The organism is Actinomadura sp. 1N219 (assembly GCF_044326405.1).
In the GTDB taxonomy this organism is placed as follows: Bacteria; Actinomycetota; Actinomycetes; order Streptosporangiales; family Streptosporangiaceae; genus Spirillospora.
Map to the genome: position 1 here is coordinate 138,815 of NZ_JBIRAY010000004.1, position 13,388 is coordinate 152,202.

Annotated in this window: 14 protein-coding genes; 10 read left to right on the forward strand and 4 right to left on the reverse strand. The window is 71.3% G+C overall.

What is annotated here, in order from left to right; translation table 11 throughout:
- The first annotated feature begins 11 nt into the window (after window positions 1-11).
- Window positions 12-548, forward strand: coding sequence for an orotate phosphoribosyltransferase (gene pyrE / locus ACH35V_RS15445; protein ID WP_395972917.1), 537 nt, complete (start codon window positions 12-14; stop codon window positions 546-548).
- Between the two features lie 84 nt (window positions 549-632).
- On the opposite strand, the gene ACH35V_RS15450 is transcribed toward pyrE, so the two are convergent.
- Complete coding sequence (locus ACH35V_RS15450) at window positions 633-1,010, reverse strand: RodZ domain-containing protein (protein WP_395972918.1); 378 nt, start codon at window positions 1,008-1,010, stop codon at window positions 633-635.
- A gap of 105 nt (window positions 1,011-1,115) precedes the next feature.
- On the reverse strand, window positions 1,116-1,841 hold the full coding sequence (locus ACH35V_RS15455; RefSeq protein ID WP_395972920.1) for a DedA family protein: 726 nt from the start codon (window positions 1,839-1,841) through the stop codon (window positions 1,116-1,118).
- Window positions 1,842-2,081: 240 nt separating this feature from the next.
- Here ACH35V_RS15455 and fbaA point away from each other — a divergent pair, with 240 nt between their 5' ends.
- The 4 genes from fbaA to ACH35V_RS15475 all read left to right on the forward strand — a co-directional run bounded on the left by fbaA (window position 2,082) and on the right by ACH35V_RS15475 (window position 4,771).
- On the forward strand, window positions 2,082-3,104 hold the full coding sequence (gene fbaA, locus ACH35V_RS15460) for a class II fructose-bisphosphate aldolase (protein WP_395972922.1): 1,023 nt from the start codon (window positions 2,082-2,084) through the stop codon (window positions 3,102-3,104).
- A 152-nt stretch (window positions 3,105-3,256) separates the two neighbouring features.
- Window positions 3,257-3,706: a winged helix-turn-helix transcriptional regulator gene (locus tag ACH35V_RS15465; RefSeq protein WP_395972924.1), complete on the forward strand. Its 450-nt coding sequence runs from the start codon at window positions 3,257-3,259 to the stop codon at window positions 3,704-3,706.
- 67 nt (window positions 3,707-3,773) lie between these two features.
- The gene (locus ACH35V_RS15470) at window positions 3,774-4,283 is read left to right on the forward strand and encodes a GNAT family N-acetyltransferase (protein ID WP_395972926.1); all 510 of its coding nucleotides are present in this window, start codon (window positions 3,774-3,776) and stop codon (window positions 4,281-4,283) included.
- 65 nt (window positions 4,284-4,348) lie between these two features.
- Complete coding sequence (locus ACH35V_RS15475) at window positions 4,349-4,771, forward strand: DUF3151 domain-containing protein (protein WP_395973420.1); 423 nt, start codon at window positions 4,349-4,351, stop codon at window positions 4,769-4,771.
- 41 nt (window positions 4,772-4,812) lie between these two features.
- Here the strand turns inward: ACH35V_RS15475 and ACH35V_RS15480 are convergent, their stop codons facing one another.
- Complete coding sequence (locus ACH35V_RS15480; protein ID WP_395972928.1) at window positions 4,813-5,706, reverse strand: LysR family transcriptional regulator; 894 nt, start codon at window positions 5,704-5,706, stop codon at window positions 4,813-4,815.
- A gap of 131 nt (window positions 5,707-5,837) precedes the next feature.
- On the opposite strand from ACH35V_RS15480, the gene ACH35V_RS15485 reads away from it, so the two are divergent.
- The 3 genes from ACH35V_RS15485 (at window position 5,838) to ACH35V_RS15495 (ending at window position 9,012) form a co-directional block, all read left to right on the forward strand.
- On the forward strand, window positions 5,838-6,737 hold the full coding sequence (locus ACH35V_RS15485) for an SDR family oxidoreductase (RefSeq protein WP_395972930.1): 900 nt from the start codon (window positions 5,838-5,840) through the stop codon (window positions 6,735-6,737).
- 120 nt (window positions 6,738-6,857) lie between these two features.
- Entirely contained in the window at window positions 6,858-8,141 is a 1,284-nt protein-coding gene (locus tag ACH35V_RS15490; protein ID WP_395972931.1) for an adenylosuccinate synthase, read from the forward strand.
- 1 nt (window position 8,142) lies between these two features.
- Complete coding sequence (locus ACH35V_RS15495; RefSeq protein WP_395972932.1) at window positions 8,143-9,012, forward strand: glycerophosphodiester phosphodiesterase family protein; 870 nt, start codon at window positions 8,143-8,145, stop codon at window positions 9,010-9,012.
- 179 nt (window positions 9,013-9,191) lie between these two features.
- Here the strand turns inward: ACH35V_RS15495 and ACH35V_RS15500 are convergent, their stop codons facing one another.
- The gene (locus ACH35V_RS15500; protein WP_395972933.1) at window positions 9,192-10,277 is read right to left on the reverse strand and encodes a magnesium and cobalt transport protein CorA; all 1,086 of its coding nucleotides are present in this window, start codon (window positions 10,275-10,277) and stop codon (window positions 9,192-9,194) included.
- A 319-nt stretch (window positions 10,278-10,596) separates the two neighbouring features.
- Between ACH35V_RS15500 and purD the strand changes: the two genes are divergently transcribed.
- Both purD and purB read left to right on the forward strand, forming a co-directional pair.
- Entirely contained in the window at window positions 10,597-11,850 is a 1,254-nt protein-coding gene (gene purD, locus ACH35V_RS15505; protein ID WP_395972934.1) for a phosphoribosylamine--glycine ligase, read from the forward strand.
- Window positions 11,851-11,902: 52 nt separating this feature from the next.
- Window positions 11,903-13,213: an adenylosuccinate lyase gene (purB, locus tag ACH35V_RS15510; RefSeq protein ID WP_395972935.1), complete on the forward strand. Its 1,311-nt coding sequence runs from the start codon at window positions 11,903-11,905 to the stop codon at window positions 13,211-13,213.
- The last annotated feature ends 175 nt before the right edge of the window (window positions 13,214-13,388 follow it).

Sequence of the window (13,388 nt, forward strand, 5' to 3'; positions counted from 1 at the left end):
GGGTTCTTCACGTGAGCGATCGTGATGAGCTGCTGCGGCAGATCAAGGACAAGGCCGTGGTGCACGGCGACTTCGTGCTGTCCTCGGGGAAGCGGGCGTCCTGGTACGTCGACCTGCGGCGGGTGACGCTGGACGGGTCGTCGGCCCCCCTGGTGGGAAGGGTCATGCTGGACGAGACCGCCGACCTGGACTACGACGCCGTCGGCGGCCTCACGCTCGGCGCCGACCCGGTGGCGACCGCGATGCTGCACGCGGCGGCGGCGCGCGGCCGGGCGCTGGACGCGTTCGTCGTCCGGAAGGAAGGCAAGGCGCACGGGCTGCAGCGCCGCATCGAGGGCCCGGACGTCGCGGGACGGCGCGTCCTCGCCGTCGAGGACACGTCGACGACGGGCGGGTCCGTCCTCACCGCGGTGAAGGCGCTGCGGGAGGCGGGCGCGGAGGTCGTGGCGGTCGCGACGATCGTGGAGCGCGGCGCGGCCGGGCGCATCGCCGAGGAGGGCCTCGTCTACCGCCACCCCTACAACGTCACCGACCTAGCCCTGAGCTAACCGCCGCCCCGCTCTGAGCTAGCCGCCGCTCCGCCCTCGGCTAACCGCCGCTCTGTCCTGAGCTGGCCGCCGCTCGCCCTGGGGTCAGCCGGCGCGGGGCTTGACGAACCATTCGGCGCGCTGGCCGTCCGGCTCCGGCGGCTGCACCTTGCCGTAGATGACGACCTGCACCGCGCCGCCGTTGAAGGCGACGACCTGGAGCGGCGCCTCCTTGTAGTTGCGGGTCTCGCCCTGGTTGAGGATGCCCTTCGTGAGGACCTTGCCGCCGGTGTCGGCGACCCGGACGACCACTTGGGTCGCCGGGCCGGTCACGCGGATCACCAGCGGCAGGGCGGCCGTCGGCGACGTCGCGGTCTCCGGGGACGGATCACCGCCGCTGGTCTCCTCGGCGGCCGGCCGGCTCGCGTTCGTCGACGGTCCCTTCTGCTCGGGCTCGCCGGAGACCGCGTTGACCAGAGCCATGCCTCCGCCGACGAGGAGGGCCAAGGCGGCCATCACGGCCACAGCCGCGATCAGTATGCGCGCGAGACCCCTAGGGTCCGACCGATGACGTCCCACATGGGGAGGTTAGCGATAACTGTCACCGCTGAGCGACGGACGTGACTCTTCGGGGTCATTCTTATCTGGACCCCGGTCCGCTTTGCGGCCCTTCAGGACCTCTCGGATGATCGGGATGACCGACAGAACGAGGATCACCGCGACGCCCGGCAGGATGTAACGCTCGATGTCGGGAACCTCGGAACCGAGGAAGTGGCCGAGGAGGAACAGGCTGTCCGTCCAGATGACGGCGCCGATGCAGTTCCAGATGAAGAACCGGCGAGTGGACATGCCGAGCATCCCGGCGAGCGGGTTGAGGAACGTCCGGACGATGGGGATGAACCTGGCCAGAACCACGGCCTTGGCCGGACCGAATCGGTTGAAGTAGTACTCGGCCTTCTCCACCCACTCCTGCCGGAAGATCCTGGAGTCGGGACGATCAAAGAGTTTTCGCCCATAGCGGGCACCGAGGAAGTGGCCGAGCTGCGCGCCCGCGATCGCCGCGATCGGGCCGCCGACGAGCAGCCAGGGCAGCGACAGCGGCTGGAACTCCTCCCCGTTGATCGTCGAGACCGCCGTGAGGATCCCCGCCGTGAAGAGCAGCGAGTCGCCCGGCAGGATGCAGCCGAACAGCAGTCCGGTCTCCGCGAAGATGATCGCGAGCACGCCGATCGTCGCGAACGTGCCGAACAGCTGCAGCCACCACTGCGGGTGCAGAAGCTCGGTGATGTCGAGGGGAAGGGTCGAGAGATCCACACCGCGAGCGTACCTTTCCACACGCTCCGATTAGGCGGGATACTGAGCGTGGACGGCATGCCCGACCCGGAAAACCGCGTGACCTTGGCTCGTGCTTGGGTAGGCGGACGTCCGGGTGCTACCGCCCGCTGGACGCCCGGCGGCACACCCGAACGTCCTGATCCGGCGGCGCCGCGCCGGCGAGGACTCTGGCGACAGGCCGGATGACGACGTTCACTGCGTATGAAAGGACGCTGACCAATGCCCATCGCAACGCCCGAGACCTACGCGGAGATGCTCGACCGAGCGAAGCGGGACGGCTTCGCCTTCCCCGCGATCAACGTGACGTCCAGCCAGACGCTGAACGCCGCGCTGCGCGGCTTCGCGGACGCCGAGAGCGACGGGATCGTGCAGGTGTCGACCGGGGGGGCCGAGTACCTGTCCGGCGCCGCGGTGAAGGACATGGTCGTCGGCGCGAGCGCGCTCGCCGAGTACGCCCGGGTCGTGGCGGCCAGGTACCCGGTGAACATCGCCCTGCACACCGACCACTGCCCGAAGGACAAGCTGGACGGCTTCATGCGTCCGCTGATCAAGATCTCGCAGGAGCGGGTGGCGCGCGGCGAGGAGCCGCTGTTCCAGTCGCACATGTGGGACGGGTCGGCGGTCGAGCTGCACGAGAACCTGCAGATCGCGGCCGAGCTCCTCGACGAGTGCGCCAAGGCGCGGATCATCATGGAGATGGAGATCGGCGTCGTCGGCGGCGAGGAGGACGGCGTCGCCAACGAGATCAACGAGAAGCTGTACACGACGCCCGGCGACGCGCTCGCGACCGCCGAGGCCGTCGGCGTCGGCGAGAAGGGCCGCTACATCCTCGCGGCGACGTTCGGGAACGTGCACGGCGTGTACAAGCCGGGCTCGGTGAAGCTGCGTCCCGAGGTGCTCAAGGACATCCAGGACGCGGTCGCCGCCAAGCACGGCAAGGAGAAGCCGTTCGACCTGGTGTTCCACGGCGGCTCCGGCTCGACGCTTGAGGAGATCCGCGAGGCGGTGTCGTACGGCGTCGTCAAGATGAACATCGACACCGACACCCAGTACGCGTTCACCCGTCCGGTGGCCGACCACATGCTCCGCAACTACGAGGGCGTGCTGAAGGTCGACGGCGAGGTCGGCAACAAGAAGCAGTACGACCCGCGCGCGTGGGGCAAGGCGGCCGAGGCCGCGATGGCCGCGCGGGTGGTGGAGGCGTGCGAGAGCCTCCAGTCCGCGGGCAAGAAGCTGAAGTAGCGGCTCTGACCGTAGACCGTCACGCTCGCCGCAGGGGCGGCGCGGCGAGCGTGACGGCGAGCGTGACGGCGATGGAGATCGTCCAGGTCAGACGGCTGCTCCGGGCGGCAAGCGGGCGCGTTGTTTGACGAAACTTGGGTAGTGTCGGAGATGTGGCACTACCCCGCACTTATGAGTCACAGAACTGCTCGGTCGCGCGGTCGCTGGAGGTCGTGGGCGACCGCTGGACGATGCTGGTGATCCGCACCGCCTTCCAGGGCGTGCGGCGCTTCGACGACTTCCAGGACGATCTCGGCATCGCGCGCAACGTCCTCGCCAACCGGCTCGTCCGGCTGTGCGACGAGGGCATCATGCGCCGCGTCCCGTACCAGGAGCGGCCGGAGCGGTACGAGTACCGGCTCACGCGCAAGGGCGTGGAGCTCTGGCCCGCCGTGATGACGCTGATGATGTGGGGCGACCGGCACTACGCGCCCGAAGGGCCGCCGCTGATCATCGGCCATCGCGGCTGCGACGGCACGCTGACCCCACAGTTCACCTGCGATTCCTGCGGCGGGCATCTAGGCCCCGCCGACGTCGAGCCCCGCCCCGGCCCCGCCGCCTGACGCATCGCCGGCGCAGCGCCCGCTTATTGAGTTGCTTCATGAAACCTTTTGCGGTCCAATGAGTTTCATGAAGCAACTTGAGGGTCGCGGCGCCGGGGGCCGCCGGGTCCTGGTGCGCCCGTACGGAATCGCCGACCGCGACGGCGTCCGGCGGATGTCGGACCGGCTGTCCGCCACCAGCCTCTACACCCGCTTCTTCTCCGGAACCCCGTACATCCCCGAGCACTACCTCGGGCTGCTGGACCGCCTCGACCACTGGGACCGCGAGGCCCTGGTCGCGCTGGACGGCGACGAGATCATCGGCAGCGCCGAGTACGTCCGCTTCGCGAAGCGGCCGTGGTGCGCCGACATCGCCGTGCTCGTCACCGACCCGTGGCAGCGCCACGGCGTCGGCAGCGCGCTGGTCGCCCGCCTCGCCGAGCTGGCCGAGTTCCGCGGCATCACCGAGTTCGGCGCGGACGTCACCCTCACCAACCCGGGCGGCCTCCTCTTCGTCCGCCACGGCTGGCCCGCGGCCCGCTCGACGCGGGACGGCGGCGCCGCGCGTTTCCACCTGCCGCTCCCCATGCCCGCCTAGGGCTCCGCACGGCGGTCACATCGGCCGTGACCCGGGTTGATGCGGACATGACAGGCCCGCTTACGATGACCCGCATGACCCAGAACCTGCTCGGCGGCCCGCCTCCGACCGAACTGCCGGACAACACCGAGGCCCGCACGGCCCTGGAGAACGGCGTCGACCCGTTCGAGGTCGCCGCGCGCCACCCCGACTTCCCGGCCGCCTGGGCCGAGCTGGCCGACCGCGCCTTCGCGAACGGCAGCGTCATCGACTCGTACGCGTTCGCCCGCACCGGCTACCACCGCGGCCTCGACCAGCTCCGCCGGGCCGGCTGGAAGGGCCAGGGACCCGTCCCGTGGGAGCACGAGGCCAACCGCGGCTTCCTCCGCGCCCTGCACGCCCTCGGCCGCGCCGCCGCCGCCATCGGCGAGGACGGCGAGGCCGAACGCTGCAAGACCTTCCTCCGCGACAGCAGCCCAACCGCCGCCGACACCCTCAACGCCCCCTGACCCGAACCACGGACTCTGGCGATTTCGGCCCCGGAAGGGATTCATCGGCAAGGCTGCGCGAGGTGGGCTTCGGCTAGTTTGCGGAAGTCGGCGAGCAGGCGGTCGCGGTCACCGGGACGGGTCGCGAGGACGACATGGCTCGGCTCGACGCCGTCCAGCGGCACGGTCGTGAGGTCGGGGCGGAAGGCGAAGCCGGCCGGGACGATCGCCACGGCCTGGCCGGCGGCGATGAACTCGTTCTTGTCCTCGATGGCGTCCACGACGGGTCCGCCGGGCGCGGGGCTTCCGTCGGGCCTGGGATCGATGCGCCAGTGCGCGTTCCATTCCGGGTCGCCGGACAGCCGGGGCAGCGGCTCATCGGCGATGTCGTCGAGGGTGACCGACTCCCTCCCCGCCAGCCGGTGGTCGAGCGGTACCAGCAGGGCGCGCGGCTCGTCGTACAGGACGGTCACCCGCAGCCCGCCGGTCGCGAACGGCAGCCGGGTCACGACCGCGTCGACGCGGTGGTCCAGAAGCGCCGCGCGCGGTTCGTTCCAGGCGATGTGCAGGGTGCGGACGTCGGCGTCCGGGTGGCGGCGGCGCAGCTCGCGCACCGCCGGGGTGACGATCAGGCCCGTCGTGTATCCGATGACGATCCGGCTGGGCTCGGCGGCGGCCCGGGCCTGGGCCGCCGCCTGTGCCGCTGAGCGCAGCAGCGCCTTTGCGCGGGGCAGGAACACCTCCCCGGCCTCGGTGAGCCGGGTGCCGCGCGGGGTGCGGTCGAGGAGGCGGGCGCCGAGCTGCCGTTCGAGGCGGCGGACCTGCCGGCTCAGCGACGGCTGCGTCACGTGCAGGATCTCGGCGGCACGGCCGAAGTGCCGCTGCTCCGCGACGGCGACGAAGTACCGCACCAGCCGCAGGTCGAGGTCTGGGACGGCGGCGGTCGGATCGGGCATGCCGAAAGCGTACTCATACGCGTTGAGCTGCGGTGATGCCTGAGGCGCATTGCCCGATGCACAACAGGCTTTGGACGTCCGCCCGATGCCGCTCCGACGATGGACGCACCGCTGCCCAGAAGGAGTGCATCGTGCGCGTATTCGTGACCGGCGCGACCGGGTTCATCGGCTCCGCCGTCGTCCGCGAGCTCATCGGTGCCGGGCACCGGGTCGTGGGCCTGGCCAGGTCGGATTCGTCCGCCGCCGCGCTGTCGGCCGCCGGGGCGGGCGTGCATCGCGGCGACCTCGGCGACCTCGGCACGCTGCGCGCCGGGGCGGGGACGGCGGACGGCGTCGTCCACCTGGCCTACCGGCACGACCTCATGTACGCGTCCGAGCTCGAACTCGCCGGTGAGGTCGACCTGCGCGCCGTTCAGGCCATCGGCGCCGCGCTCGGCGGGACCGGCAAGCCGTTCGCGGTCGCGTCCGGCACCGTGGCGGCTCCGGCGGACCGCCCGGCCACGGAGGACGACCCGCCCGCCGCGGCCTCGCACCGGACTCCGGCGGAGGACGCGACGATCGCCCTGGCGGAGCGCGGGGTGCGGTCGTCGGTCGTCCGGCTCCCGTCGTCCGTGCACGGCCCGGACGACGCCGGCGGCTTCGTCCCGGCGCTGATCCGCATCGCCCGCGAGAAGGGCGTCGCGGCGTACGTGGGGGACGGCGCCAACCGCTGGCCCGCCGTGCACAGGCTCGACGCGGCCTGCCTGTTCCGGCTGGCCCTGGAGTCGGCGCCGGCGGGCACGCGGCTGCACGCGGTCGCCGACGAGGGCGTGCCGCTGCGCGACATCGCCGGCGTCATCGGCCGCCGCCTGAAGCTGCCGGTCGCCGCGATCCCCGCCGAGGAGAAGGAGGGCCACTTCGGCTTCCTCTCCCCGTTCGCGTCGGCCGACTGCCCGGCGTCGAGCGAGTCGACGCGGAAGCTGCTCGGCTGGGAGCCCGCGGGGCCCGGACTGATCCCGGACCTGGAGGACGGCCACTACTTCACCGGCTGATCGGCGCGGACGTTCGCCTCCGGTTTTCTTGCCGTCCAGGTGCGGGTACGCTTTGATCGCAAGAGGCCCCTTCGCGCGCTTGCGGCGACCGGGGCCTTCGTCGTGGGAAGGGAAAGTGGCATGCCTGCCATCGTTCTTGTCGGAGCCCAATGGGGAGATGAGGGCAAGGGCAAGGCCACAGACCTGCTCGGCGGGGACGTCGACTACGTCGTCCGCTACCAGGGTGGCAACAACGCCGGGCACACCGTGGTCATCGGCGACCAGAGCTACGCGCTGCACCTGCTGCCGTCCGGGGTGCTCTCGCCGGAGGTCGTCCCGGTGATCGGCAACGGCGTGGTCATCGACCCGGCCGTGCTGCTGCAGGAGATCGACGGCCTGCGGAACCGCGGGGTGAGCTGCGAACGGCTGCTGATCTCGGCGAACGCGCACCTGATCATGCCGCACCACCGGGCCCTCGACAAGGTCACCGAGCGCTACCTCGGCAAGGCCAGGATCGGCACCACCGGACGCGGCATCGGCCCCACCTACGCCGACAAGATCAACCGGATGGGCGTCCGGGTGCAGGACCTGTTCGACCCGAACATCCTCACCCAGAAGCTCGACCTGGCGTTGCGCGAGAAGAACCAGGTCCTGACGAAGGTCTACAACCGGCGCCGCATCGAGACCGGGCCGATCGTCCAGGAGTACGTGGAGTACGGGGAGCGGCTCAAGCCGTTCGTCGCCGACACGACGCTCGTCCTGAACGAGGCGCTGGACGGCGGCAAGGTCGTCCTGCTGGAGGGCGCGCAGGGGACGCTGCTCGACCTCGACCACGGCACGTACCCGTTCGTGACGTCGTCCAGCCCGACGGCGGGCGGCGCGTGCGCGGGCTCCGGCATCGGCCCCACGAAGATCAGCCGCGTGATCGGCATCATCAAGGCGTACACGACCCGCGTCGGCTCGGGCCCCTTCCCCACCGAGCTGCTGGACGAGCAGGGCGAATACCTGCGCAAGACCGGCGGCGAGTACGGCGTCACCACGGGACGCGACCGCCGCTGCGGCTGGTTCGACGCCGTCATCGCCCGCTACGCCACCCGCGTCAACGGCATCACCGACTACTTCCTCACGAAGCTGGACGTCCTGTCCGGGCTTGAGCGCGTCCCGGTGTGCGTCGCCTACGAGATCGACGGCGTCCGCGCGGACGAGTTGCCCACGACGCAGACGGAGTTCCACCATGCCAAGCCCGTCCTTGAGTACCTGGACGGCTGGCGCGAGGACATCAGCGGCGCGAAGAAGTTCGAGGACCTCCCCAAGAACGCGCAGGCGTACGTCCGGGCGCTGGAGGAGATGTCCGGCTGCCGCATCTCCGCGATCGGCGTCGGCCCCGGCCGCGACCAGACGCTCTCCCTCCGCTCCCTCGTCTGACGTGCCCGCCGAGATCCCCGCGCCCGTCGAGATCCATGGCCACCGCGGCGCCCGCGGCCTCCGTCCGGAGAACACCCTCCCCGGCTTCGCACACGCCCTCGACCTAGGCGTGGACGCCATCGAGCTGGACGTGGGCCGCTCCGCCGACGGCGTCGTCGTCCTCAACCACGACCAGACGCTCTCACCGGCCAACCTCACCGACACGGCGCCCGTCCGCCCCGACGACCCGGCCTACCCCTACGTGGGCAAGAAGATCCGCGACCTGACCCTCGCTCAACTCCGCACCGTGGACGCGGGGGTCCGCCGCCACGACCGTTTCACGCAGACCCCCGTCCCCGGAGCGCGCATCCCCACCCTCACCGAGGCGTGCGAACTCCTGTCCCCAGCGGACGTGACCCTCTCCGTAGAGCTCAAGACCGACCCCACCTGGCCATTGACGGAGATCGACGACCTCCTGACGGCCACAGTGGACGTCCTGAAATCCGCCGACCTAACGAAGCGAACCCGCCTCCTGGCCTTCGACTGGCGCGTCCTGACCACGGCCCGAGACCGCCACCCGGAGTTCGGCCGCGTAGCCCTCTACGAACGCAAGACGCTCGCCGAGGGCACTCCATGGCTGGCGGGCCACTCCCCAGAGAACCCCGTCGCCGCCGCGTCCGCGATAGGCGCCACGGCCGTCTCCCCAGAACACGTCCTGACGACCCCCGCCCTGGTGGACCAGGCCCACGCCGCGGGCCTCCCCGTCATCGTCTGGACGGTCAACACCCCCGAAGACATGACCCGCTTCACCAAATACGGCGTAGACGCCATAGTCACCGACTACCCCGACCGCCTCCGCCGCCTCCTCACTGGTCCGCACCTCGCAGACTGACCGAACGAGGGCTTGAACCTCAGCCGACGGTCAAGGGCAGGCACGCGGAGCGAGCGCCAGCGAGCGCAGCGGGCATGCCCGGCGCGCCGCGTCCCCGCAGCGGCGGGAGCGCCAGCGACCAGAGCGAGGAGACCCGTGCCGCGCAGCCGGGGGGATTGGGGGGTCGCCCCCCCAAAAGATCACAACCAGCCGTTGCGGCGGAAGCCTCGGTAGAGGGAGAAGCAGGCCATCGCTATGACGCTGAGGATCATGGGGTAGCCGAAGCGCCATTGGGTCTCGGGCATGAAGTCGAAGTTCATCCCGTAGATCCCCGCTATGGCGGTGGGGACCATGAAGATGGCGCCCCAGGCGGAGATCTTCCGCATGTCCCTGTTGTCGGCGACGGTGACCTGGGTCATGTGGGCTTGCAGGATCGGGTTGAGGAGCTCGTCGTAGGCCTCGACCTGCTCGCGGACGCGGGTGAGGTGGTCCTCGACGTCGCGCAGGTACTCCTTGATCTCGGCGGGGACGAAGCGGCGTCCCGTCAGGTGGCGCAGCGGGCCGGCGAGGGGGCCGACGGCGCGCTTGAGCTGGATGACCTCGCGCTTGAGGCGGTAGATGCGGCGGGACTCGTCGGTGCGCTCGGGGGAGAAGACGGCCTCCTCGACCTCGTCGATGTCCTCCATGACGGCCTCGGCGACGCCGACGTAGCCGTCCACGACGCGGTCGGCGACGGCGTGCAGGACGGCGGCGGGGCCGAGCGCGAGGCGGGCGGGGTCGTGCTCCAGGTCGCGGCGGACGGGGCCGAGCGCGCCGTGCTCGCCGTGCCGGACGGTGACGACGAAGTCCGGCCCGCAGAAGATCATGATCTCGCCGGTCTCGACGACCTCGGCGCCGCCGGGGCCGGTGGAGACGTAGCCGACGGTCTTCATGACGACGAAGTGGACGTCGTCGTAGCGCTCCAGCTTGGGACGCTGATGGGCGTTGATGGCGTCCTCGACGGCGAGCGGGTGCAGCCCGAACACCTCGGCGAGGTCGGTGAGCTCGGCGGCGGACGGCTCGTGGAGGCCGACCCAGACGAATCCGGCGCTGTCGCCGTCGGCGGTGAGGCGGCCGTCGCGGATGAGGCGGACGGCGTCGGCGACGGTGTCGGTGGAGGCACGGTGCCCGTCGATGTAGGCGGCCCAGTCGATGACGGCGGAGCCGCGGTGCGGCGCCTGGACGCCGGTGGGACGGCCGCGGGTCTTGAACAGTGCGCGGCCCGGCCGGACTCGTGTCATGGCCATGAGGTGCTCCTAACCCGCCGGCCACGCGCGCGGTGGCGCGCTCGACCCGGTCAGTTAGGGGAGCGCGCGGGAGCGGTGGCCGGACGCCAGATGGAGGCGGACGGTCGGACAGTCCTGCCCGGACTGTGAGGGTTTTCCGGCGAACTGCAAGGATCACCAGGACTCATCCCGACCACCTCCTTTCGCACGTCTCACGGCACGCGGTAAAGCCGGTGGAAGCCTACCAGCCGACATTTAGGACGCCGCCCGCATCGCCGAGGTTCACACGTCGACGGTGTGACGGCCGCCTCAGCGGGCCGGGCAAGTAAGCTCGCGTGGCGTGCGAGTACTCGTCCTTGGATCGGGTGGCCGCGAGCATGCGCTCGCCCGCGCCCTGCGCCGCGACCCCGTCGTCACCGCCCTCCACTGCGCCCCGGGCAACCCGGGCACGGCCGGGATCGCGGACAACCATCAGCTCGATCCGACCGACCCGACGGCGGTGACCGAGCTGGCGGAGCGGCTGCGGGTCGATCTCGTGGTCGTCGGGCCGGAGGCGGTGCTGGTGGCGGGCATCGGCGACGCCCTCCGGAAGGCGGGGATCCCGTGCTTCGGGCCGGACCGCGCCGCCGCGCGGATCGAGGCGTCCAAGGCGTTCGCGAAGGAGATCATGGCGGCGGCCGGGGTGCCGACCGCCGACGCGCGGGTGTGCGACACGACGATGCAGGTGGAGGAGGCGCTCGACGCGTTCGGCCCGCCCTACGTCGTGAAGGACGACGGGCTCGCGGCGGGGAAGGGCGTCGTCGTCACCGGGGACCGCGCGGAGGCGTCGCGGCACGCCGCCGGGTGCGAGCGGGTGGTGATCGAGGAGTTCCTGGACGGTCCCGAGGTCTCCCTGTTCGCGCTGTGCGACGGCGAGAACGCCGTCCCGCTGCTGCCCGCGCAGGACTTCAAGCGCGCCCACGACGGCGACGAGGGTCCCAACACGGGCGGGATGGGCGCGTACACGCCGCTCGCGTGGACGCCGCCGGGGCTCGTGGACGAGGTCATGTCCACGGTCGTCCAGCCTGCGGTGGACGAACTGCGCCGCCGCGAGACGCCGTATGTCGGCGTCCTGTACGCGGGGCTGTCGCTGACGTCCAAGGGCGTGCGGGTGGTGGAGTTCAACGCGCGGTTCGGGGATCCCGAGACGCAGGTCGTCCTGGACAGGCTGGCGACCCCGATCGGGAAGCTGCTGCAGGCGTGCGCGATCGGCGGCCTCGACCCGGCGTTCCGGCCCGAGTGGCATCCGGGCGCGGCGGTCACGGTGGTCGTGGCGGCCGAGGGGTATCCGGCCGCGCCGGTGAAGGGCGACGAGATCACCGGGCTGGCCGAGGCCGCCGCGGTCGAGGGCGCGTACGTGCTGCACGCGGGCACGAAGGTCGACGGGGACGGACGGCTCGTCGCGTCCGGCGGGCGCGTCCTGAACGTCGTCGGCACGGGCTCCGACCTGGGCGCGGCCCGCGGCGCGGCCTACGAGGCGGTGTCGAAGATCGGCCTGCGCGGCTCCCACCACCGGTCGGACATCGCACTCAAGGCCATCAAGACCAGGGCCTGAACCCCGCGCCCCCGGGCGCGCGGCGGGCCCGTCGACCTGGGACAATCGTCGGGTGATCGAACGGTACACGCTTCCGGAAATGGGACGCGTCTGGAGCGACGCGCACAAGTACGAGCTGTGGTGTCAGGTCGAGACCCTGGTGGTCGAGGCCCACGCCGAGGCCGGCACGATCCCGCCGGAGGTGGTCGAGCCGGTCCGGAACGCGCCGCCGCCGACGCCCGAGGCGGTGCACGCGATCGAGGCGGTCACGCAGCATGACGTGATCGCCTTCCTGTCGGCGTGGGCGGACAACACCGAGCCGCGCGAGGCGGCGCGGTACGTCCACTTCGGGATGACGTCGTCCGACCTGCTCGACACGGCGCTGGCGCTGCAGCTCGTCGAGGCCACCGACATCCTGCTCGCCAAGGCGGACGCGCTCGTCGCGACCCTGCGCGACCACGCGCTGGCGCACAGGGCGACGCTGCGGGTCGGGCGGACGCACGGCATCCACGGCGAGCCCGACGTGTGGGGCCACCGCGTCGCCGACTTCGCGTTCGCGATGGCGCGGTCGCGGGACCGGCTGCGGCGCGCGCGCGAGGCCGTCGGCGTGATGGCGATCTCCGGCGCGGTCGGGACGTACTCCAACATCGACCCGGCCGTCGAGCTGCACGTCGCGCGCAAGCTCGGCCTCCGGTCCGCGGACGTGTCCACGCAGGTCGTCATGCGGGACGGCATCAGCGAGTGGGTGTCCACGCTGGCGATCATGGCGACGGTGTGCGAGGCGGTCGCGCTGGAGGTGCGGCACGGGCAGCGGACGGAGGTCCGCGAGCTGTGGGAGCCGTTCGGGAAGGGCCAGAAGGGCTCGTCGGCGATGCCGCACAAGAAGAACCCGATCATCTCGGAGCGGCTCGCCGGGATGGCGCGGATCGTGCGGGCGCAGATCGTCCCGGTCCTAGAGGGCATCCCGCTGTGGCACGAGCGGGACATCTCGCACTCGTCCACGGAGCGGATCGCGCTGCCGGACGCGTCCGTCGCCCTCGACTACATGCTGAACCTGACGAACCGCCTGATGTCCGGGCTCGTCGTCGATGAGGCGCGGATGCTGGCCAACCTCGAATCGACCGGCGGGCTCATCTACACCTCGACCGTCCTGCTCGAACTGGTCGAGGCCGGGATGTCGCGCGACGACGAGGCGTACCCGCTCGTCCAGAAGGCCGCGATGGAGACCTGGGAGACCGGCGTCCCGTTCCGCGAGACGCTGCGCAGGCGCGCCGCCGAAGCGGGCCTGAAGCTGGACGAGGCCCGCCTGGACGACGTGTGCCGCCCCGAACGCTTCGTCGAGCGCCTCGACCCCGTCTTCGACCGCCTGGCCGCTCTCCAGTAACCGCCGCCCTCCAGTAACCGCCGCCCGCCTGCAGCCTTCGCTCATGCCGCCTGATCATGGCTTTTGCTTGCCCGCCATCGGGGAAGACTGAACTTTCTCCGCCTCGCGGGCATCCCAACGGGCAGACTGACGCCCGCGTGGCGCGGGCCGGGCCCGACACACCCGGCCCAATGGT

Excerpts from the sequence above, each read along its gene's own strand:
- ACH35V_RS15450 (WP_395972918.1), bottom strand. The coding sequence starts at position 1,010 with ATGGCTCTGGTCAACGCGGTCTCCGGCGAGCCCGAGCAGAAGGGACCG.
- fbaA (WP_395972922.1), top strand. The coding sequence starts at position 2,082 with ATGCCCATCGCAACGCCCGAGACCTACGCGGAGATGCTCGACCGAGCG.
- ACH35V_RS15470 (WP_395972926.1), top strand. The coding sequence starts at position 3,774 with ATGAAGCAACTTGAGGGTCGCGGCGCCGGGGGCCGCCGGGTCCTGGTG.
- ACH35V_RS15475 (WP_395973420.1), top strand. The coding sequence starts at position 4,349 with ATGACCCGCATGACCCAGAACCTGCTCGGCGGCCCGCCTCCGACCGAA.
- ACH35V_RS15480 (WP_395972928.1), bottom strand. The coding sequence starts at position 5,706 with ATGCCCGATCCGACCGCCGCCGTCCCAGACCTCGACCTGCGGCTGGTG.
- ACH35V_RS15490 (WP_395972931.1), top strand. The coding sequence starts at position 6,858 with ATGCCTGCCATCGTTCTTGTCGGAGCCCAATGGGGAGATGAGGGCAAG.
- ACH35V_RS15500 (WP_395972933.1), bottom strand. The coding sequence starts at position 10,277 with ATGGCCATGACACGAGTCCGGCCGGGCCGCGCACTGTTCAAGACCCGC.